Source organism: Croceitalea marina (genome assembly GCF_042684265.1).
Lineage (GTDB): Bacteria > Bacteroidota > Bacteroidia > Flavobacteriales > Flavobacteriaceae > Croceitalea > Croceitalea marina.
Genome location: NZ_JBHULB010000079.1, coordinates 18565 through 39455, shown reverse-complemented (window position 1 = coordinate 39455; position 20891 = coordinate 18565). Strand labels below are relative to the sequence as shown.

General features: G+C 37.7%; 15 protein-coding genes. 3 read left to right on the top strand and 12 right to left on the bottom strand.

From position 1 onward, the window contains the following. Positions 1-4 precede the first annotated feature (4 nt). A complete protein-coding gene (locus ACFSQJ_RS16080; protein WP_377767984.1) occupies positions 5-1648 on the bottom strand; it encodes an MFS transporter in 1644 nt (547 codons plus the stop codon). Between the two features lie 149 nt (positions 1649-1797). Then, positions 1798-2718, bottom strand: coding sequence for a tRNA epoxyqueuosine(34) reductase QueG (gene queG, locus ACFSQJ_RS16075; protein WP_377767983.1), 921 nt, complete (start codon positions 2716-2718; stop codon positions 1798-1800). 141 nt (positions 2719-2859) lie between these two features. Between queG and ACFSQJ_RS16070 the strand changes: the two genes are divergently transcribed. After that, positions 2860-3615, top strand: a complete 756-nt coding sequence (locus ACFSQJ_RS16070) for an ABC transporter ATP-binding protein (RefSeq protein ID WP_377767982.1) — start codon at positions 2860-2862, stop codon at positions 3613-3615. A 1-nt stretch (position 3616) separates the two neighbouring features. Beyond that, on the top strand, positions 3617-4795 hold the full coding sequence (locus ACFSQJ_RS16065; protein ID WP_377767981.1) for an ABC transporter permease: 1179 nt from the start codon (positions 3617-3619) through the stop codon (positions 4793-4795). 41 nt (positions 4796-4836) lie between these two features. Here the strand turns inward: ACFSQJ_RS16065 and ACFSQJ_RS16060 are convergent, their stop codons facing one another. Together ACFSQJ_RS16060 and ruvB are read right to left on the bottom strand one after the other, a co-directional pair. Beyond that, complete coding sequence (locus ACFSQJ_RS16060) at positions 4837-6165, bottom strand: cytochrome P450 (RefSeq protein WP_377767980.1); 1329 nt, start codon at positions 6163-6165, stop codon at positions 4837-4839. Further along, a complete protein-coding gene (ruvB, locus tag ACFSQJ_RS16055) occupies positions 6166-7188 on the bottom strand; it encodes a Holliday junction branch migration DNA helicase RuvB (protein WP_377767979.1) in 1023 nt (340 codons plus the stop codon). An 86-nt stretch (positions 7189-7274) separates the two neighbouring features. On the opposite strand from ruvB, the gene ACFSQJ_RS16050 reads away from it, so the two are divergent. Then, a complete protein-coding gene (locus ACFSQJ_RS16050; RefSeq protein ID WP_377767978.1) occupies positions 7275-9539 on the top strand; it encodes an acyl-CoA dehydrogenase family protein in 2265 nt (754 codons plus the stop codon). On the opposite strand, the gene ACFSQJ_RS16045 is transcribed toward ACFSQJ_RS16050, so the two are convergent. The 8 genes from ACFSQJ_RS16045 to ACFSQJ_RS16010 form a co-directional block, all read right to left on the bottom strand. Then, entirely contained in the window at positions 9536-10360 is an 825-nt protein-coding gene (locus ACFSQJ_RS16045; protein ID WP_377767977.1) for a GIN domain-containing protein, read from the bottom strand. The two genes, ACFSQJ_RS16050 and ACFSQJ_RS16045, sit on opposite strands and share 4 nt — an antisense overlap. 154 nt (positions 10361-10514) lie before the next feature. Further along, positions 10515-12344: a cytochrome c oxidase subunit I gene (locus ACFSQJ_RS16040; RefSeq protein ID WP_377767976.1), complete on the bottom strand. Its 1830-nt coding sequence runs from the start codon at positions 12342-12344 to the stop codon at positions 10515-10517. A gap of 45 nt (positions 12345-12389) precedes the next feature. Further along, complete coding sequence (locus ACFSQJ_RS16035) at positions 12390-13454, bottom strand: cytochrome c oxidase subunit II (protein ID WP_377767975.1); 1065 nt, start codon at positions 13452-13454, stop codon at positions 12390-12392. Positions 13455-13480: 26 nt separating this feature from the next. Continuing rightward, complete coding sequence (locus tag ACFSQJ_RS16030; RefSeq protein ID WP_377767974.1) at positions 13481-14863, bottom strand: quinol:cytochrome C oxidoreductase; 1383 nt, start codon at positions 14861-14863, stop codon at positions 13481-13483. Positions 14864-14873: 10 nt separating this feature from the next. Next, positions 14874-15443: a c-type cytochrome gene (locus ACFSQJ_RS16025; protein ID WP_377767973.1), complete on the bottom strand. Its 570-nt coding sequence runs from the start codon at positions 15441-15443 to the stop codon at positions 14874-14876. Between the two features lies 1 nt (position 15444). Beyond that, complete coding sequence (locus ACFSQJ_RS16020; RefSeq protein ID WP_377767972.1) at positions 15445-15972, bottom strand: DUF3341 domain-containing protein; 528 nt, start codon at positions 15970-15972, stop codon at positions 15445-15447. Beyond that, positions 15972-17720, bottom strand: a complete 1749-nt coding sequence (gene nrfD, locus ACFSQJ_RS16015) for an NrfD/PsrC family molybdoenzyme membrane anchor subunit (RefSeq protein WP_377767971.1) — start codon at positions 17718-17720, stop codon at positions 15972-15974. The genes ACFSQJ_RS16020 and nrfD overlap by 1 nt, the downstream gene beginning before the upstream one ends. A gap of 33 nt (positions 17721-17753) precedes the next feature. Beyond that, positions 17754-20870, bottom strand: coding sequence for a TAT-variant-translocated molybdopterin oxidoreductase (locus ACFSQJ_RS16010; RefSeq protein WP_377767970.1), 3117 nt, complete (start codon positions 20868-20870; stop codon positions 17754-17756). Positions 20871-20891: the final 21 nt, after the last annotated feature.

The following is a 20891-nucleotide window of genomic DNA, read 5'->3' as shown; positions in this document are numbered from 1 at the left end:
GAAATTACTCTTTAGATACATTTAAACGCATCGCGAGGATTGCTGCAATAATAAAGAATACACCGCCAAACAAAATCGCATTTACGGCGTCATTTCCTAAGAAGTTTTCGATAATTGGACCGAAAGAAACGGTTTGAATTAGCATTGGTATAACAATCATCATATTAACAATTCCCATATATACACCTCTTCTTTCCTCTGGTATAACCTTCGAGACCATTGCATATGGAATACCCATCATAGCTGCCCATCCAATTCCGAATAAGACCATGGGAATTAAAAGTACATATTGATTGCCTATATAAGGCATACTCAACATTGCTATACCAGTAAGAATCAAACTTCCAGAATATACCAATTTCGAACTGTATTTCGCTGCTAAGGGCACTAAAGCAAGAGCAGTAATCATTGTAACAAAATTATATGTCCCATTCATCAATCCAGTTTGTGCCAGTGCCTGCTCAGATAGTAATTTTATATTTTGGGCAAATGCAGTATCGCTACTGCTAATTTCTACTCCAGTCTTACAGGCTTCAATAATACCATCATATCTTTTAGTATCATTGCTGGTAATGCCAAGTAAACTCTTACGAATCATTGGAGTTATAAACTGCCAATAACAAAATAATGCATACCATTGAAAAAAGTATACCGCGGAAAGTTTCCATAAAAAGACGGGCATTGTTCCGATCGCATCGGCAGACTCAATGAAAGGGGCCAATACATCACCAAGTTTCTTGATTGTTCTATTATTACTATTATTTTTAATTATTCTATATAAAATGAATAACCAAATAAAGGCAATAATCAATACAATAATCACCCAAAGATTTATATTCTCAAATAAATACGGAAAGGCATAACCTATTAGAAAACCCAATGAAACAGGAACAGAAAACACCACAAAAAGCACACTCAAAATTTGTATTAGAGGAGAGGGCTTATCTTTATTAAATTCTTTTATTTCAACCAATTCTTCTTCTGATGGAGGTATTTCAGGTGTTTTCCAAACCGACCAAAGAATAGTTCCTATCGATGCGATTGCTCCTAAAAAGAATGAATAGTATACCCATTTAGGGATAGAACTCACTACTTCAGTACTTGTTGTACATAAACTTGCAGTAGTATCAACAGGGATACTAAACCAATCTTGAAATAAAAACAATGAAAAATTAGCCAAAGTGATTCCTGCACCCACAAAAAGACTTTGCATTTGGTAACCGAAAGTTAATTGATTATCGGGGAGTTTATCTCCTACAAAGGCACGATAAGGTTCCATTGCTGTATTATTTGCAGCATCAAGAATCCATAGTAGGCCAACAGCGAACCAAAGACTAGGACTAAAAGGAAATGCAAATAAACAAAGACTGGCTGCAATTGCACCAATTAAGAAAAAAGGCTTGCGTCTACCTCCCCACTTCGGCAACCATGTTTTGTCACTTATTGCCCCAATAATTGGTTGAATCAATAACCCCGTGACCGGTCCTGCTAAATTTAAAAGTGGTAGTTCATTATGATGAGCTCCTAGAAACTCAAAAATAGGATTTATAGCAGTTTGCTGAAGTCCGAAACTAAACTGGATACCAAAGAATCCAACATTCATATTCCATATCTGCCAGAAACTTAATTTAGGTTTATTGATTTTCATAGTTGGTTTGGATATTAAATTGAGCGACAATACATTGCTTGCCTTAATTAATATATCCTTTCAATATACTATAATCTTTGATGTTTTGATAGTTTTTTAATCTTAAAAAAGTGAATTTGACAACGAAAACGATTTCGTTAATGCTATTGCTACTTTAGAAATTTGATGTTACGTTGTAAACCTGAAAACTTAGTGCGTTTTACGGCAGATTTTTGAAATACTTTTTTAAAAACGTCTTCTGTAATCTCTTCCCAATCTTTCTTGGTCATAGAGAGTAATTCTGGATGCGGATTAAACAATGGTTCTTGATGCGATTTAGAAAAACGATTCCAAGGGCAGACGTCTTGGCAAACGTCACAACCAAACATCCAATCATCAAATTTTCCATGAAATTCATTAGGTATCTCGTTCTTCAGCTCTATGGTAAAATATGAAATACACTTACTACCATCAACCACATAAGGCGCTGCTATTGCATCTGTGGGGCAAGCATCGATACATGCAGTGCATGTGCCACAATGGTCTGTAACGGGTGTATCATAATCCAATTCTAGATCTACGATTAATTCTGCAATAAAATAAAATGAACCTACCTGCTGTGTTAAAAGGTTACTATGTTTACCGATCCAACCCAAACCACTTTTTGCTGCCCATGCCTTATCTAAAACGGGAGCGGAATCAACAAATGCACGACCATGTACATCGCCTATTTCTTCTAACATAAATTCTTGGAGCTGTCTTAGTTTAGATTTTATAACATGATGATAATCCTGCCCAAATGCATATTTAGAAATCTTATAGGAATCTAGGTTTTGTTTTTCCACTGGATAATAATTAAGTATTAATGATATGACGGACTTTGAACCTTCGACCAACTTCGTAGGGTCAAGTCTTTTGTCAAAATGGTTTTCCATATACCCCATTTCGCCATGCATATTTTTATTGAGCCATTCTTCGAGTCGTGGGGCTTCTTCTTCTAAAAATTCAGCTTTAGAAATACCACATGACAAAAAACCCAAGCGCTTGGCTTCTTCCTTAATCTTTTTTGAATATGCTTCTTTTGAGATCATAAGTGCCGCATGTAGGCATTAGCTAAAATACAATTATCAAAAAGAAGAAATTGCTCATACCGTTATTAAAACTATTGTAAAAGAACATGTAACATTTTTTAGTTTTTGTTACTAACAGGTGTATACTTCTAAACCAACGACATGATACAAATAAATAATCTCACTAAATCTTTTACCTCTAAAACAGGGAAGGGTTTTAAAAAAGAGACTGTTACAGTAAACGCGGTAAATGATGTTTCTTTTGAATGTAAACCAGGGCGAATCTTTTCCCTTTTAGGGCCCAATGGCGCGGGCAAGACCACCACACTAAGGATGATTGCCGGAATTATCAACCCAACTTCTGGCAATGCAATTGTTGATACAATTGATATTTCTCAAGGCAACGACGAAGTGAAAAAGCGGATTGGTTTTTTAACAGGTTCTACCGGACTTTACGAACGATTGAATCCTGATGAGACTTTAGATTTTTTTGGCAAGCTATACAAACTGCCAGAGCCAACGTATACGGAGCGTAAAGAATATCTTTTTGAAAAATTGGGAATCAATGAGTTTCGTAAAAAAAGAATGGGACAAATGAGCACTGGTATGAAACAAAAGGTTTCTATAGCCAGAACACTTATACATGATCCTGAGGTTTTAATTTTTGACGAACCTACCTCTGGTCTCGATGTAATTACGGCCGACAGCATTATTGAACTTATTAGAGAATCTAAGGAAAATAACAAAACCGTTATTTTCTCATCTCACATTATGAGCGAAGTTGATTTGCTATGCGATGATCTTGCCATTATTAGCAAAGGATCGATAATTTTTAACGACTCTTTTGACAACTTTAAAAAAGAAATGAAAGCAGACAATCTTACCCAAGAATTCATTAACCGAGTAAAAGAAGCATAAAATGAGAGATTTATTTATAATTATAAGAAAAGAACTTACCGAGCTTCTTAGAGATAAAAAGACCATAATAAATTCTATCGTCTTACCTACACTATTAATACCCATACTAATGTTCGGGGGTATTAAGGTCAGCCAAATGATTCAGGAAAGCAATCAACAAAAAAAGGTAAAACTTGGCTTGGTCAATGCACCTCAAGATTTCGTAAAACTAGTTGCCAACGACACTTTAAATAAAGTGACGATGTATGACGGTACAGAAGATTTTAAAGCCTTGATCAATGATGGGTCTATACAATCTGCCCTGGTCTTTCCAGAAGATTGGCAACAAAAAATGGATAGTCTTGATGTCGCCGAAGTTTTGGTGCATAGAAATGGCACTAAAGACAATGTAAATGGACGAGTTTCTAAACTTATGGAAGTTTACAATACACAACTAAAGGAGGAAAGAATTTCAAAACTGCAAATTCCTGTAGAGAAAATGACCCCAATGATTCAAACCTATAAAGAGGCCGGCGAACAAAAAGAACTTATCGGTAAAAGAGTTGGTGGTTTTATTCCCTACATTTTTATATTAACGATGTGGGGTGGATGCCTTTTGGCAGCTATAGACTTGGTTACTGGCGAAAAAGAGCGTAAAACCATAGAAACCACTTTATCACTGCCCGTTTCTAAATTCTCTGTGCTTATGGGCAAGGCGGTGGTAGCTTCTTTATTAGGTTTTATTCCAGCACTTTTAAACCTAACAGGCTTAATTATAGGTCTAAATTTTATAGACGATATTCCCGATACTTTTAAAGTGGCCCTTACTGAAATGTTGAATCCGCAATCTATCATTATGATTTTATTGCTACTGATTCCTTTTTCATTATTCCTTGCAGGACTAATAATTTCTTTAGTAGCCGGAGCTTCAACTTTTAAAGAAGCACAGAGTAAAGCTTCACCTATAATTATCCTTATCATCATTCCATTGGTTATGGCCTTAATGCCAGGTATTGAGTTTACATGGGCTACGGTTTTTATCCCGGTTCTGAATATAGGTCTTGGTGTAAAAGAGATTATGGCCGGCACTATAAATATTGGTATGTATGCGGCCATGCTGCTATCTTTAGTAACCTTTGCTGTTGCCGCAATTTACTTTAGTTACAAGAAATTTTCAGATGAGAGTGCTATATTGAGCTAATAATTTGAATACCCTGAAATTTAAAGCCTAAGTATGTTTACTTAGGCTTTTCTTTTATGAAAACTAAGTTTGACCTCTTTAGGTTTTAAGGTTATCATCGGGTTAATTTCTACGCAGTCCATTTTAGTAGAAATTCTATATTTCTTGATTAGGCTTACCACTACCATAATCATTTCATAAGTAGCAAAGGCATTACCAATGCACATTCTTGGGCCAGCTCCAAAAGGGTAGAAATAGTTGGTGTATCCTTTATCTTTTAAATCTTTAAAACGAGAGCCTATAAAATCTTCTGGATTTTCCCAATAATTTGCATATCGATGGAGCTCATATATTGAAAGCAATACCAGTGTGCCTTTTTTTAATTGGTATCCGTCTATCTCAACTTCTTCGGTTGCCACACGATCAATAAAATAGGCGGGCGGATATAATCGCATTGCTTCATTAATACAGGATTGCGTCAGCACTAATTTTTGTAGATCTTCAATCTCAATTGAATCACTATTCAACATTGCTATTTCTTTAAACAGCTCTTCCTGTAATTCTGCGTTTTGAGCAAGAAAGTATAAGGTAAAAGAAAGTGCATTAGCTGTAGTTTCGTAACCAGCTGTAAATAGTATGAACAACTCATCTATAAGTTGTTTTCTGGGCATTTTACTTCCGTCCTCATAAGTAGCTTCCAAGAGCATGTCTAGCAAATCAGTACTTCGTTGACCGCTATCAATTCGCTCTTCAATAAGTTCATTTAGAATATTTCGCGCAGTGGATGATTTTCTTAATGCCCCATTGATTTTGCCCGATACCCTAAACCACCATTTTAAATAAGGTTGTCTCATTTCTCGAATGAGCATCATCTGATTTTCTTCGGTTATTGTCTTGAACTTGGCAATTCGATCATTTATCTCAAGTGAACTAAAAAGACTTTTTGCGACTACTTGAAATGCCACATCGCCCATTAACCCAAAAATGTCTTGCTCGTTAGCAATTAAAATATGGTCGAGTTCTTTTTCAATAGCCTCGAACATTATCTGTATTAGCGACCTTAAATTCTTTAAATGAAATTTCGGTTGAATCATTCGGCGATGTGTTCGCCAATGTTCTCCCTCAGAAGTCAAAAGGCCATGACCGATATATTTGGCCAAATCGCGGGTCTGTAACCTTGATTTTGAAAAAGACTTGTGCTTCTTTTGCAATACCTCTTTAATAAACCGAGGGCTTCTTGAAAAAACCAATTTTCCATCACCAAGTGTTGTAATCTCAAAGGTGTCTCCAAGCTTTTGAAAATTTACTTTATGAAACGGAAGCGGGTTTTTTAAAATTTGCTGACTGTTCCAAAGAACTTTTATCACCGATACTTGGGGCAGTTTTTTCATTTAAAACAATCCTCCTTGTACGTTTCCCTTTATTCTGCCTAAATGTTTATATGCAAGTTCTGTTACTTCACGACCTCTGGGAGTTCGCATAATAAAACCCTGTTGAATTAAAAAGGGCTCGTAAACTTCTTCTATAGTCTCTGCACTTTCAGAAACGGCAGTTGCCAAGGTAGTAATACCAACAGGGCCTCCTTTAAACTTATCGATAATCGTGGTAAGAATCTTATTGTCCATTTCATCCAAACCATGAGCATCTACATTCAAGGCTTTTAAACTAAACTTTGAAATAGCCATATCAATATTCCCATTGCCTTTTATCTGCGCAAAATCACGCACCCTTCTCAAGAGCGCATTACATATTCTAGGGGTTCCTCGGCTTCTTCCTGCAATTTCTATAGCTGCATCATTCGTAATGGGCACTTTTAAAATTTCGGCACTTCGTTCCACTATGGTAGATAAGAGTTCTGTATCGTAATATTGAAGTCTGCTCTGTATTCCAAAACGAGCTCGCATTGGGGCAGTCAATAACCCAGATCTTGTGGTTGCCCCTATCAAGGTAAATGGGCTAAGATTTATCTGTACCGTTCGGGCGTTAGGCCCTGTCTCGATCATGATATCAATTTTATAGTCTTCCATAGCAGAGTATAAATACTCTTCTACAATAGGACTTAACCGATGGATCTCATCTATAAATAATACATCACGTTCATCGAGATTTGTGAGTAAACCAGCTAAATCTCCCGGCTTATCCAAAACCGGCCCTGAAGTGATTTTTATTCCTACGCCTAGTTCGTTTGCCAGAATATGGGCAAGCGTAGTCTTTCCTAATCCTGGTGGGCCATGAAATAAGGTGTGATCCAATGCCTCTCCTCTTTGGTTCGCAGCCTGCACGAAAATTTTCAAGTTTTCAAGCACTTGCTCTTGGCCCGTAAAGTCATCAAAGGTTATAGGCCTTAAAGCTCTTTCTATATCGAGCTCTTCTTGCGAAAAGTTATCAGGTGTCGGATCAAGATTCTCGTTCATACCTAACAAATATAAAGTAATTAGGCTATAAGATTTTCAAATACAAAACCAATATTCAATAGGAGTAATTATCGTATTTTCATTGTATGGATTTAAACAAGTATAGCAATAGCATTTTACCTTACATTCCTTTCTTCTATGTAATCTGGTCAGACGATTTATTATCTGCCTCAGAAATCGAAGTTGTAAAAACCGCCATAAAAGAAGATGATTCTTTAAATAATGAGGATAAGAAACAACTTGGTGCATGGCTCGATAAATCCAATCCGCCCCAAAATGAAGAAATAAAACAATGGCAACAACTAATTACAAATAGTGGTGTTACCCTTATAGAAAGTGAGGCATTTCCCCTTGAGGCGTTTGCGCGAAAAGTTGCTAATTTCTATTGCAACTCATGCAGCAGCAACGAACTATTGAAGCAAATAGAACTAAATCTCGGTATTCAACCCAATCATTACAACCACCTTTTTAATGTTGAGGTGATACAACAGCCATTCTCCGATTTTTACAATGGGGCTGAAATCGATGCCATTTTAAACAAACCTTTTCTAAAGAAAATCAATACGTTTAGAACATTCTTAAAACAAGACACCTTTAATTGGAATATTGAAACCAATAAGGAAAAAGCACGTGAAAAAGTCTTATCTCAGGTAAAATTGCTCGCGGCCAATGGTTGGGGAGCACTAGCCTATCCAAAAGCCTATGGCGGCGAAGATAATATGGAATGTTACGCTTCTATCTTTGAGCACTTAATGTTTATCGATGGTAGCCTTGCTATTAAGTTTGGAGTACAATTTGGACTCTTTGGCGGCAGCATTCACAATTTAGGAAGCAAACGCCATCATGACCAGTATTTAAAAGCTACAGGTGAAACTAATTTACTGGGTTGCTTCGCTATGACTGAAACTGGCCATGGTAGTAACGTTCGCGGCATTAAGACAACGGCCACCTATATTCATAATGAGAAAGCTTTGGTAATACATACTCCTGGCAAAAATGACAACAAAGAATATATAGGCAACGCATTAGATTCTAAAATGGCCAGTGTTTTTGCACAGCTTATCGTCAATGGAAAAAACAGGGGAGTACACGCTATATTAGTACCACTTCGAAATGACAAACATGAGGTTTTAGAAGGGATAACAGTAAAAGACAATGGTTATAAACTAGGTTTAAATGGGGTTGATAATGGTAAGATTTGGTTCAATCAAGTAAAAGTACCCGTCGCCAACCTTTTGGATAAATATGGCCGTATCGACAGCGATGGTAATTATGAGTCTGAAATAAAAAATCCGAACAAGCGCTTTTTCACCATGTTAGGCACCTTGGTAGGTGGTCGTATCTGTGTTGCTAAAGGAGCTTTGGCCGGATCAAAAATGGCACTTACCGTTGCCATAAAACATGCATTACAACGCAGACAGTTCAATGATTCCCTAAAAGTACAAGAAGACTTACTTCTAGACTATCCTACGCATCAGTTACGCTTAATCCCAAAAGTAGCCACTAGCTATGTATATCACGTAGTATTGCAAAAAGCAATGAAAGAGTATGCACAAAACACTTCTAACGATAAACGAAAAATAGAAACTCAAGTTGCCGGATTAAAAGCCTGTATCACATGGTTCGCCACCGAAACAATTCAAGAATGTAGGGAAGCTTGCGGAGGTAAAGGTTATTTGTTAGAGAACAGAATTGGCGATTTAAAAAACGACACTGATATTTTTACCACTTTTGAAGGTGACAACACCGTATTACTACAACTAGCGGCCAAAGGGGTCTTATCTGATTTTAAATCTGAACTCAATGCCGGTGGTTTTGTGAGCGTTCTTAAATTATTAAGAGACCGATTCTCCGATAAGTTGGCCACTATAAATCCTGCATATAGCAACAAGACAGACAAAGACCATCTATACAATCCAAAATTTCATTTGCATGCCATGGACTATAGGTTACGTAGGCTAACGGATACGGCCGCCATGCGAATTCGTGGCTATATTAAAAAGGGAGTGCCAAGTTATCAGGCGTTTTTAAAGGTTCAGACCCATTTATTAGAAGTTGGCAAAGCCTACAGCGAAGTATTATCGATAAAATGGTACTATGAGTTTATAACCGATTTACCTGAAGGAAAATATAAAAACCTATTGCTGCAAGTTGGCGCTCTACATTCACTAAGTATTATTAGAAAAGATGCCGTCTGGTATCTGGAACAGGGCTACTTAAGCAGCACCAAGTCAAAAGCTATTAGGCAGCGTGTTGAACGTTTAAGCACAGAACTTAGGCCTCATGCCCATGCATTGGTCGAAGGTTTCGGAATACCTGAACATTTAGTTACCGCGCCAATTGCCAACTAATCTTTCTTTTTAATCAATTGAGAGGTATCCATAAATTCTAAAATTGAAATTTTTGGATCACCATAAAGATAGGTTTTGGAGCTACCTCTAGACTTTAGCTCTATTTCCCTGAAGGCATTAATTCGAGCACTGGCAGATTCTTCAAGCTTAATTTTAGCTGTCCCTGATTCTAATTTTTGGCCGGTAAATTTGGTGTTATTGAACATCTTCAGGTTTAGGGAATCTGTTGTTCCCTCAATATCCAAAGAAGCGGTATTGAGCAATTCAATATTCTTAGCGCTACTTACCGAATACACCGTGGCATCAGATCTATGTTTGAGACTTACATTTAAAGAATCTACATCTAAATTAAAATCTCCTTTACTGGTATCTTCCATATTCAAACTTGCCATAAATGCACTAGCTTTCAAAGACAACCTTGAGGAACCAAAGGCGTTTACATATAGATTATCTGTCGATAATACATCAAGCATTGTTATTTTACCGTCACGTTGGGTAATTGCCTTAAGTTCTTTATAGTTTACCGTGATTTCGAGTTTCTTTTTTGCGGTAATATCATAAAAGGCAGATATTATAAGGGTACTATCTTCCACTTTAAACTTTAATACGTCTATTAAGTTATCATCAGCGGTAATCTCATAGCCTTCACCAAAAGACTTCTTTAGTTCAATATCGAGATTAGCATTTAACTCGATTGCATTAAATGCCGGAAGGTTTTCCCTAACCTCAGTTACGGAACGATTTCCTTTAATCTTTGGCTTTCTTTGCGCCTGTAAAAAAATTGGAACGCAGACTATTAAAAGAACAATTAGTTTTTTCATAATTCATAAAGTTTACTTCTCCGATATAAAATTAGAAACACTTTTTTTAAAAAAGTCATCCACTCCATATCAAGAAAAATCTATGCCAAATTAACCAAATAAAAAACCCAACTTCAAAAAGTTGGGTTTTTTATAGTATTTAAACGAGATTATCTTAATGATTCATCTCTTCTTCGTTTTCTTGTAATGGCACGTCTTGAGGAACGAAATCCTGTCCTTCTATAATATATTCACCGTTTTCATAGGTTTTACTATAGTCGTAAGCCCAACGATGTACATGAGGTATTTCACCTGGCCAGTTACCATGAATATGTTCTTGTGGAGCCGTCCATTCTAAAGTATTCGATTTCCAAGGATTTTGAGGTCCTTTCTTTCCATAGAAAATACTTCTTATAAAATTGTATACAAATACCAACTGGGCAGCACCAGCGATTAATGCGAATACCGTCATTAATACTTGAACGTCTGTTAACTCATCGAACATCGGGAAAGCGGTATTCTCATAGTATCTACGAGGAACACCTGCCATACCCACAAAATGCATCGGGAAGAAGACTCCATAGGCACAAATAGCAGTTACCCAGAAATGGACGTAACCTAAATTTTTGTTCATCATTCGCCCAAAGAACATTTTAGGGAACCAATGGTACACCCCGGCAAAAAGTCCATAAAGCGCTGATATACCCATTACCAAGTGGAAATGCGCTACCACAAAATACGTATCGTGTACATTAATATCTAATGCACTATCTCCCAGAATAATTCCGGTTAGACCACCAGTAATAAATGTTGACACCAATGCTATTGAAAAAAGCATCGCAGGATTGAGCTGCAAGTTTCCTTTCCATAATGTCGTTATATAATTAAATGCCTTTACCGCAGATGGTATCGCAATCAATAGGGTTGTAAATGTAAATACTGAGCCCAAGAAAGGATTCATCCCTGAAATAAACATATGGTGACCCCATACTATTGTTGATAGGAATGCTATCGCTAAAATGGAAGCTACCATCGCACGATATCCAAAAATTGGCTTTCTCGCATTTGTTGACATTACCTCAGATGTAATACCCAAAGCAGGCAACAATACAATATAAACCTCAGGGTGACCCAAGAACCAAAATAAATGTTCGTACAATACTGGCGAACCACCTTGATAGTGCAATACTTCACCTTGAATAAAAATATCCGATAAGAAGAATGAAGTTCCAAAACTTCTATCCATAATTAACAATAAGGCTGCCGACAATAGTACGGGGAAAGAAATCACCCCAATAATCGCCGTTACGAAAAAAGCCCATATGGTTAATGGAAGTCTTGTCATAGACATCCCCTTGGTTCTCAAATTGATTACGGTTACGATATAATTAAGCGAACCTAAAAGTGACGAGGCGATAAAAATAGCCATAGATACGAGCCATAAGGTCATACCCATACCAGAACCCGGTTGGGCCATTGGCAAGGCACTTAAAGGCGGATATATCGTCCACCCAGCTGCCGCAGGACCAGCTTCTACAAATAATGAAATCACCATGATAACCGCAGATACAAAGAACATCCAGAAAGAAAGCATGTTCAAGAATCCTGAGGCCATATCACGTGCACCAATCTGCAACGGAATTAATAAGTTACTAAACGTACCGCTTAGCCCCGCTGTGAGTACAAAGAATACCATAATGGTACCATGCATCGTAATCAACGCCAAGTACACATCGGCATCCATAACTCCTTCAGGGGCCCATTTCCCTAAAAAGGCTTCAAAGACAGAGAAAGATTCTCCTGGCCATGCCAACTGCATTCTAAATAACAATGACATCGCAATACCAATAAAGCCCATAACCAAAACACCGGTAATAAGATATTGTTTAGCAATCATCTTATGGTCTTGACTAAAGATATACTTGGTTATAAAAGTTTCTTTATGATGATGTCCATGATCATCGTGTGCGTGATCGTCAACTTGTGCGTTTGCTACTGCAGACATAATCGAATGATTTTTAATTTATTGTTTTCTTTTTCTAGCCTAAATCTATTGTACCGGTAAAACGGTCTCTGCAAATGTTTTTTGACTTTCCATCCACTTATTGTATTCCTCTTCGGTTTCTACAATAATCTTCATCTGCATATTGTAATGTGATTTTCCACAAATCTTATTACATAATAATACATAGTCAAATTCCCAAGGATCCATATTTGGCTCCCCTTGGGCCGCTTTTTCAGCTCTTATAACATTTGTTCTTTTTACTTTATCCACTACTTCAGGATTTAAACGCATCTCTTCTGTAGTTATCGTGGGAGTGAATGAAAATTGTGTTACCATACCTGGTACACAGTTCATTTGGGCCCTAAAGTGAGGCATATACGCTGAATGCAAAACATCTTGCGAACGCATGTAGAAATTAACTTTTCTCCCTACAGGCAAATGCAACTCTTTAACGATTATATCATCGGTAGCATTCGGGTCGGCTTCATCTAGACCTATCACATTTGCTCTATCAATATCTATTAAACGTACACTTGCATCACCCAATACATTATCTTCTCCACCGTAGCGAGCCGTCCAGTTGAACTGTTGTGCATATAACTCAACAATAAGCGGATCATCTTCTTCATTAATATCCATAATGTTTGTCCAAGAATATAGACCCCAAATAATTAATCCTGCCAAAACAACTACAGGAATTATAGTCCAGATAAACTCTAAACGGTCATTATCTGCATAGAACAATGCTTTTTTACCTTCTTCGCCGCGATACTTGTAACCGAAATAATGCAATAAAGCCTGTGTAATGGTCTGCACAAAAAAGATAACCGCAAATGAAATCCACATCAAATTATCATAACCCTGCCCGTGTGCCGATGCAGCTTCCGGAAGTAAAAATTTAGAATATTTTGCAAAACTGAATATGGTGATTCCATAAATGAAAATCAAAAATGCAAACAGCAGGTATCCTTGGTTTTTGTTGTCGGTGTCGTTAGCGATCTGTGCCCTAGAAGCGTCCGCTTTCAATTGTGACAATTCAAAGATTTTACCCATTTGCCAGATTGCAATGGCCACTAAAACTAGAACTGTTAATATTAATAATGTCGTCATTCTTTAACTACTTTCTCTTTCGAATTTTAGTAATGGAAATGTCTACTTTCCTCTATAAACGGATTACGTTTTGGTGTCAACTCTTCTTTGGTCAAAGCATTGAAAACCCAATAAATAAATAACCCTGCAAAAAATAATATTCCCCCGATTTCAGGTATTCCTAAATACCAGTTTTCACCTACCGTAGCAGGCATCACCATATTAAAGATATCCATGTAATGGCCGAATAGTATTACGATACCTGCCATAACAACAAACCAATTCACCCTTTTGTAATCACTGTTCATCAATACTAATAATGGGAAAATAAAGTTCATCGCCAACATACCGAAGAATGGTAATTTGTAATCTTCGATACGGGTAACAAAATAAGTAACCTCTTCAGGAATATTTGCATACCAAATCAACATAAATTGGCTAAACCATAAGTATGTCCAGAAAATACTGATACCAAACATAAACTTCGCCAAATCATGAATATGACTATTATTTACTTCAGGTAAATATCCTTTGGATTTTAGATAAATTGTAATCAATGCAATAGTGGTAATACCAGAAACAAACATACTGGCAAAAACATACCAACCAAATAAAGTACTGAACCAATGTGGATCTAAACTCATAATCCAATCCCAAGACATCATAGACTCAGAAATCAAATAGAATACTAAAAAGGCCGCTGAAATTCTGAAGTTCTTTTTGAAATTAGAATTGTCATCCGCTTTGTCTTGTGCTAAAGATAATTTTCTTGAATACTGTCTATAAGCGATCCAACCCCCTAAGAAGATAGCCGCCCTAATCAAAAAGAAAGTTGGGTCTAAATATCCTTTCTTTCCTTGCAACAGTTTATCATGTTCAACAACACTGGCATCCATCCATGTGAATAAGTGGTTGAAATGCAAAGTTGAAAGTAATAAAATCACGAATACAATTATACCACCTGGAACAATGTAAGAGGTAATTCCTTCCATTATCCTGAATAGTAATGGTGACCAGCCCGCTTGCGCAGCTCTTTGTATGGCATAAAAAGCCAATACACCCAATGAAATCATAAAGAAAAAGAAAGCCGCTACATACAATGCAGACCAAGGTCTGTTCTGCAATTGATGAAAAACATGTTCGTCATGTGCAGCATCGTGTCCTCCGCCATGAGCCTCATCTGCGCCATGGCTATCCGCTTCAGCAGTATGCCCAGATTTTTTCATATAATCGGCTTCATGCTCGGTACCATGAGAGGCTTCTTCTCCATGACCACCACCGTGACCATCTCTATGGGCAGCTGCAACCATTTCTTTTGCTTCCTCCACCGTGCTAGGAGCTCCTAAAAATCCTATTACAAGACAAATTGCGCCAACCGCCATCAAGACGTAAGAACCAATTTTTAATCTATTTGAAAACGTGTACTTCATTATAGTTTTCTTATTTTGAAAGGTCTCCTTTTAATTTCATCACATATTCGGCAACTTGCCAAAGTTCTTCTTCACTGCTCATTTGAGAAGCATAAGAACCCATCGAGTTTAAACCATAATACATGGTGTGATACGTACTGCCTACCGTGATATTTCTTGCGACATCGGCATAGCTAGGCACACCTAAAATCTTTTCTTGCTTAACCAACCAACCTTGTCCATCTCCTTTAACCCCGTGGCATATGGCACAGTAAACGGCATATAGCTCTGCGCCCTTGGCTAGATTTTCATCTGTGCTTAACGAATCAAGTGGACTTGCCATTACTCTTGCCAATTCTTTTCCTTCTGGCGAATTATCATATTCAAAAGGCATCCAATTTCTTGAGATAGTGCCTTCTGGTGGAAGCATAGCCTCTGTTCCTTCTGGAAATAATCCATTATCGACACCTGCATAAGTTTCATACCCAACAGATTCATACATGTTTGGCATATACTGATAATTAGGTGAGTTTTTGTCAGCACAAGAAGACACCCCAACTACTAGTAGTATTGCAAAAACTATTTTTACGAATTGCTTCATGCTATTCATCCTTTTCTGTAACTTTTACTTCAATTGCTCCTGTGTTAAGCAATAAATCTTTTAATTCCTCTTCATTACCATGAACTCCAACTTCCATTAAAAAATGGGCGTCCGTAGTTCTTTTATCTGGATTTTCAGCCTTTTTAAATGGCCACATTCTACTTCTTAGATAAAATGTTATAACCATTAAGTGTGCTGCAAAAAATACAGTAAGCTCGAACATGATTGGCACAAAAGCAGGCATATTCTCCAAATAGCTAAAACTTGGTTTACCCCCAATATCTTGAGGCCAATCTTCTATCATGATATAATTCATCATAAGAATAGCTACGGTAAGACCTAAACAACCATACATAAATGAAGTGATGGCGATACGCGTATCTGCTAGGCCCATAGCCTTGTCTAGACCATGCACAGGGAAAGGCGTATATACCTCTTCTATATGATGATGAGCTGCACGAACTTCCTTGACAGCATGCATTAATATGTCATCGTCGTTGTAAACTGCGTGTATAACTTTTGATGCCATTATTGCTTTTTATTGTTTAATAATTTAGCTTGACTAGCCCAATCGTCACGCTGCGCACGACCTGGGAATTTACCCGTAATAGAATCCAACAAATCATATTCTTTGTTAGTCATTCTTCCTACTTGGGCAAATGTGTATATACCTATTTCGTTTAGAATGCGTTCCATTTCAGGACCGACACCTTTAATTTTCTTCAAATCGTCCGCAGTTTCTGTAGTTGCGTCAAAAGTTCCGATAGAACTTAACAATTCTGAAACTCCTACTTTATCACCTTTTGCAGGAACAACCTCACCCATCAAAACGTCATCCGTAATCGATTCAGAAGCAACTTGTTTGCCACGCGCTGGCATTTCATATAAAGGCTTACCCGAATCTCTTAAGGTTTTATATTTAGAACCTGAAGCCTTAAGAATCGATTTTACCTCCGCCTGTGCAATTACAGGGAATGTTCTAGAATAGAGCAAGAACAATACAAAGAAGAAACCGATGGTGCCTATGAATATTCCAATATCTACGAATGTTGGAGAGAACATCGTCCATGATGATGGCAAATAATCTCTGTGTAATGATGTAACAATAATTACAAAACGCTCGAACCACATTCCGATATTCACTACAATCGAAATAAAGAAAGAGAACATGATACTGGTACGTAACTTTTTAGACCACATAAACTGCGGTGAAAACACATTACAGGTCATCATTGCCCAATACGCCCAAGCATAAGGCCCAGTAGCCCTGTTCAAGAATGCATACTGCTCATACTCTACTCCGGAGTACCATGCTATAAATAGCTCTGTTATATAAGCACAACCAACTATTGAACCTGTAATCATAATTACAATGTTCATTAATTCTATGTGCTGTACCGTGATATAATCTTCTAAGCTACACACTTTACGCATGATGATCAACAGCGTATTTACCATGGCGAAACCAGAGAAAATTGCACCCGCCACAAAGTATGGGGGGAAAATTGTGGTGTGCCAACCTGGTATTACCGAAGTTGCGAAGTCAAAAGATACAATAGTATGTACTGAAAGTACCAGTGGAGTTGCCAAACCAGCCAATACTAAAGAAACTTCTTCAAAACGTTGCCAGTCTTTTGCGCGACCTGTCCAACCAAAGCTTAATAAGCTATATATTTTCTTCTGAAATGGTTTTACAGCCCTATCTCGAATCATTGCGAAATCAGGCAATAATCCTGTCCACCAGAATACCAATGAAACGGATAGATACGTAGAAATCGCAAATACATCCCACAGTAGTGGTGAATTAAAGTTTACCCAAAGCGAACCAAATTGGTTAGGAATTGGCAATACCCAATAGGCCAACCAAGGACGGCCCATATGAATAATTGGAAAAAGCCCCGCCTGAATTACCGAGAAAATTGTCATCGCCTCTGCAGAACGGTTAATTGCCATTCTCCATTTTTGGCGAAACAGTAACAGTACCGCTGAAATCAAGGTACCCGCGTGACCAATACCTACCCACCAAACGAAGTTGGTAATATCCCAAGCCCAGTTAACGGTCCGGTTTAATCCCCAAACTCCAATACCTGTTGAAATGGTATAAATGATACAACCGATACCCCAAAGAAATGCTACCAAAGCAATGGAAAATACAATCCACCATTGTTTGTTGGCCTTTCCCTCAACCGGGCGAGCAATATCAACGGATACATCGTGATAGCTTTTATCGCCAAGTACTAGGGGTTTTCGTATAGGTGCTTCGTAATGCGACGCCATAATATCTATTCTAGTTTCTTGCTTATTCTTTGGTTATGCTTCGTTGGTATTTCTCACTTTCACGTGATAAAAGACATTAGGCTTTGTACCTACATGCTCTAATAAGTGATACATTCTATCATCTTCTTTCAACTCGGCCACTTTACTCTCTTTATCATTAATGTCTCCGAATACAATTGCTCCACTACTACATGCAGAAGAACAAGCTGTTTGGAATTCACCATCCTTAATTTGACGTCCGTCTCTTTTTGCATCCAAAATGGTTTTTTGAGTCATTTGTATACACATAGAACATTTTTCCATTACCCCTCTTGAACGTACATTGACATCAGGATTGATAACCATCTTACCTAAGTCATTGTTCATATGGTAATCGAACTCGTCATTATTGTTATATAAGAACCAGTTGAATCGTCTTACTTTATATGGACAGTTGTTTGCACAATATCTAGTACCCACACATCTATTGTACGCCATGTGGTTTTGACCTTGGCGGCTATGCGCTGTTGCAGCAACCGGACAAACCGTTTCGCAAGGTGCATGATTACAATGCTGACACATTACTGGCTGGAAAGCTACTTGTGGATTGGCCGCAGGATTTTCCATCTCACCAAAACCACCTAAAGAGCCATTATCACCCCAAAGGCCATCCATATTATCTTTTTTCTCATTGTCTCCTTCAAAAGTATCTTCTGAAGAATAATACCTGTCAATTCGCAACCAGTGCATATCACGTGAGCGACGAATCTCTTGCTTACCTACTACAGGTACATTATTTTCTGCATGACAAGCAATAACACAAGCACCACAACCCGTACATGAATTTAAATCTATGGACAAATTAAAGTGATGCCCAATAGAGCGATCAAATTCAGCCCATAAGTCTACCGAAGTTGCAGGAACTTCTTGGTGGTCTAAAGACACTTCAGGAACGGGATTCCATTCATGATGGTCTTTTGTGTTGAAAATCTCTAATGTTGTTTCTTTAATGATATCCCCACGACCCATTAAAGTATTATGCAATTGCACGCAGGCAAATTCATGGATTCCATCAGCTTTAGCTATTGAAACCGACTGCGCGTTATTAAAATCTTTATAGAGTTGAAATGCATTGACACCAGTCTGCATTTCTTCTTTCATTCCAGCACTTTTTCCGTAACCGAAAGATAATCCTACAGTTCCCTTGGCCTGACCTGGTTGAATAATTACAGGCACATTTTTCAAGGCCACACCATCAACAGTAATATTGGCATAACTACCATCCAATCCACCATTGGCGACATTATAATTCTCAAGTTCTAATCTTTCAGCATCCGCTTTAGAAACGGTTACATAATTATCCCATGAAACTCTTGAAATAGGATCAGGGAATTCTTGCAACCAAGGGTTGTTGGCCTGTTGACCGTCACCCATACCTACTTTAGAATACAACATCAACTCCATATCATCAGAAGTCGTATTGGCCAATGCCCTGATTGCCGATGCAATTGGCACAACGGACTCCGTTTCCTCAGTTTCAACCTCAGTGGCAGTAATTACATCTACTTCATTAGCAGCAACCATAGTTGGTGCAGCGTAAACTCCATCTTGTAATGCCTTATTCCAGCTAGCTCCATTTAAAATTGATGAAGACCAATTCTCCTTGATATAATCGTAATAGGTTTTATCACTGTCCATCCATTTCAACAGACACGACTGAAATTGCCTTGTATCAAACAACTCACGTATTGTTGGCTGCATTAAGGCAAAGTGCCCCTTTTTCATTTCAAGGTCGCCCCAAGACTCTAAATAATGTGAAGCCGCAGCAACATTAGCAACAGCCTGAGCCGTTTCATCATTATTGAAAGATGAACTAACCGTTAGGCCTACTTTTGCCAATCCTTCTACAAAATCTGTAGCATTTGGTAATGAGTAAACAGGGTTAACACCATCTATCAATAAAGCACCAACACGTCCAGCATTCATATCAGCAATTAACTTATTAACTTTAGCTGTACTACCTTGACGTATATATTTTGGACTTTCTGCATCGAAAGCCTCACTTTGTAATAATTTATTAATTGCAAGAACTACGGTTTGTGCATTCTCATCATTCAAACCACAAACAACAACAGCTTTTCTTCCAGCTTTTCTTACTTCTTTAGCAACTTGCTCTACAACTGCGTCAATATCCGAACTTCCTCCCGCAACATTGCTACCATTTAATTTACCATACAATTTAGCTAGTGTAACCTTTAATTGCGATGGCTTCATTGGAATTCTTCTATCAGCATTTGCTCCAGTTAACGACATATTCGATTCTAAATGAATATGACGAGACATTTTTCCATGATGAGGAACTTTTGCTTTAGAATATCCAGTATCATAACCTCCACCTTGCCAATCTCCAAGGAAATCTGCTGCAAACGAAACGATAAGCTCTGCTTTATCAAAATGGTAATCTGCTAATGCTCTTTCACCATAAGCAGCTTCAAAAGCATTTAAAGCAGCGTCTTCTGAAATAGCATCGTAAATAACATGACTTACATTACCATAAGCAGCTGTAAATTCTTCTATCAATTTATGAGTAGATGGACTTGCATAAGTTTGCGTTAACAATGCAATCTGCTTTCCAGAATTTTTAGCAGCAGTAAGACCACCTTTTATTCTATTATCTAAATCTTCCCAAGAAATAGCTTCTCCATTGGCACTTGGACCTTGAATTCGCGTACTATCATATAAAGAAAGAACAGATGCATTTACTCTTGCATTTGCCCCTCCATTAACTTTTGCTCTATCGTTATTTTCAATCTTTATAGGACGGCCTTCGCGTGTTTTAACCAAGACACTAGCAAAATCAAATCCATCTGCAATTGCAGTAGCATAGTAGTTAGCAACACCAGGAACTATATTCTCCGGTTGCACCACATATGGTAAAGATTTATGAACCGGACCTTCACATGCAGCTAAAGAAGCAGCCGCAGTACTAAAGCCAACATACTTTAAGAAATCCCTTCTATTGGTAGATGATTCAGACAATGTTTCTTTATCGCCCAAAAACTCATCAACAGGTATCTGCTCCGTAAATTCGTTCTGTTTCAGCGTCTCAACAATGGAATCGTTCGGATTCAACTCCGCTTCACTTTTCCAATATTTTTTGTTTGATGCCATATGCTTTATTGAAATAACTTC

Bases quoted from the DNA above. Each gene is read 5' to 3' on its own strand.
- ACFSQJ_RS16080 (WP_377767984.1), bottom strand. From the start codon at position 1,648: ATGAAAATCAATAAACCTAAATTAAGTTTCTGGCAGATATGGAATATG.
- queG (WP_377767983.1), bottom strand. From the start codon at position 2,718: ATGATCTCAAAAGAAGCATATTCAAAAAAGATTAAGGAAGAAGCCAAG.
- ACFSQJ_RS16070 (WP_377767982.1), top strand. From the start codon at position 2,860: ATGATACAAATAAATAATCTCACTAAATCTTTTACCTCTAAAACAGGG.
- ACFSQJ_RS16065 (WP_377767981.1), top strand. From the start codon at position 3,617: ATGAGAGATTTATTTATAATTATAAGAAAAGAACTTACCGAGCTTCTT.
- ACFSQJ_RS16060 (WP_377767980.1), bottom strand. From the start codon at position 6,165: ATGAAAAAACTGCCCCAAGTATCGGTGATAAAAGTTCTTTGGAACAGT.
- ruvB (WP_377767979.1), bottom strand. From the start codon at position 7,188: ATGAACGAGAATCTTGATCCGACACCTGATAACTTTTCGCAAGAAGAG.
- ACFSQJ_RS16050 (WP_377767978.1), top strand. From the start codon at position 7,275: ATGGATTTAAACAAGTATAGCAATAGCATTTTACCTTACATTCCTTTC.
- ACFSQJ_RS16045 (WP_377767977.1), bottom strand. From the start codon at position 10,360: ATGAAAAAACTAATTGTTCTTTTAATAGTCTGCGTTCCAATTTTTTTA.
- ACFSQJ_RS16040 (WP_377767976.1), bottom strand. From the start codon at position 12,344: ATGTCTGCAGTAGCAAACGCACAAGTTGACGATCACGCACACGATGAT.
- ACFSQJ_RS16035 (WP_377767975.1), bottom strand. From the start codon at position 13,454: ATGACGACATTATTAATATTAACAGTTCTAGTTTTAGTGGCCATTGCA.
- ACFSQJ_RS16030 (WP_377767974.1), bottom strand. From the start codon at position 14,863: ATGAAGTACACGTTTTCAAATAGATTAAAAATTGGTTCTTACGTCTTG.
- ACFSQJ_RS16025 (WP_377767973.1), bottom strand. From the start codon at position 15,443: ATGAAGCAATTCGTAAAAATAGTTTTTGCAATACTACTAGTAGTTGGG.
- ACFSQJ_RS16020 (WP_377767972.1), bottom strand. From the start codon at position 15,972: ATGGCATCAAAAGTTATACACGCAGTTTACAACGACGATGACATATTA.
- nrfD (WP_377767971.1), bottom strand. From the start codon at position 17,720: ATGGCGTCGCATTACGAAGCACCTATACGAAAACCCCTAGTACTTGGC.
- ACFSQJ_RS16010 (WP_377767970.1), bottom strand. From the start codon at position 20,870: ATGGCATCAAACAAAAAATATTGGAAAAGTGAAGCGGAGTTGAATCCG.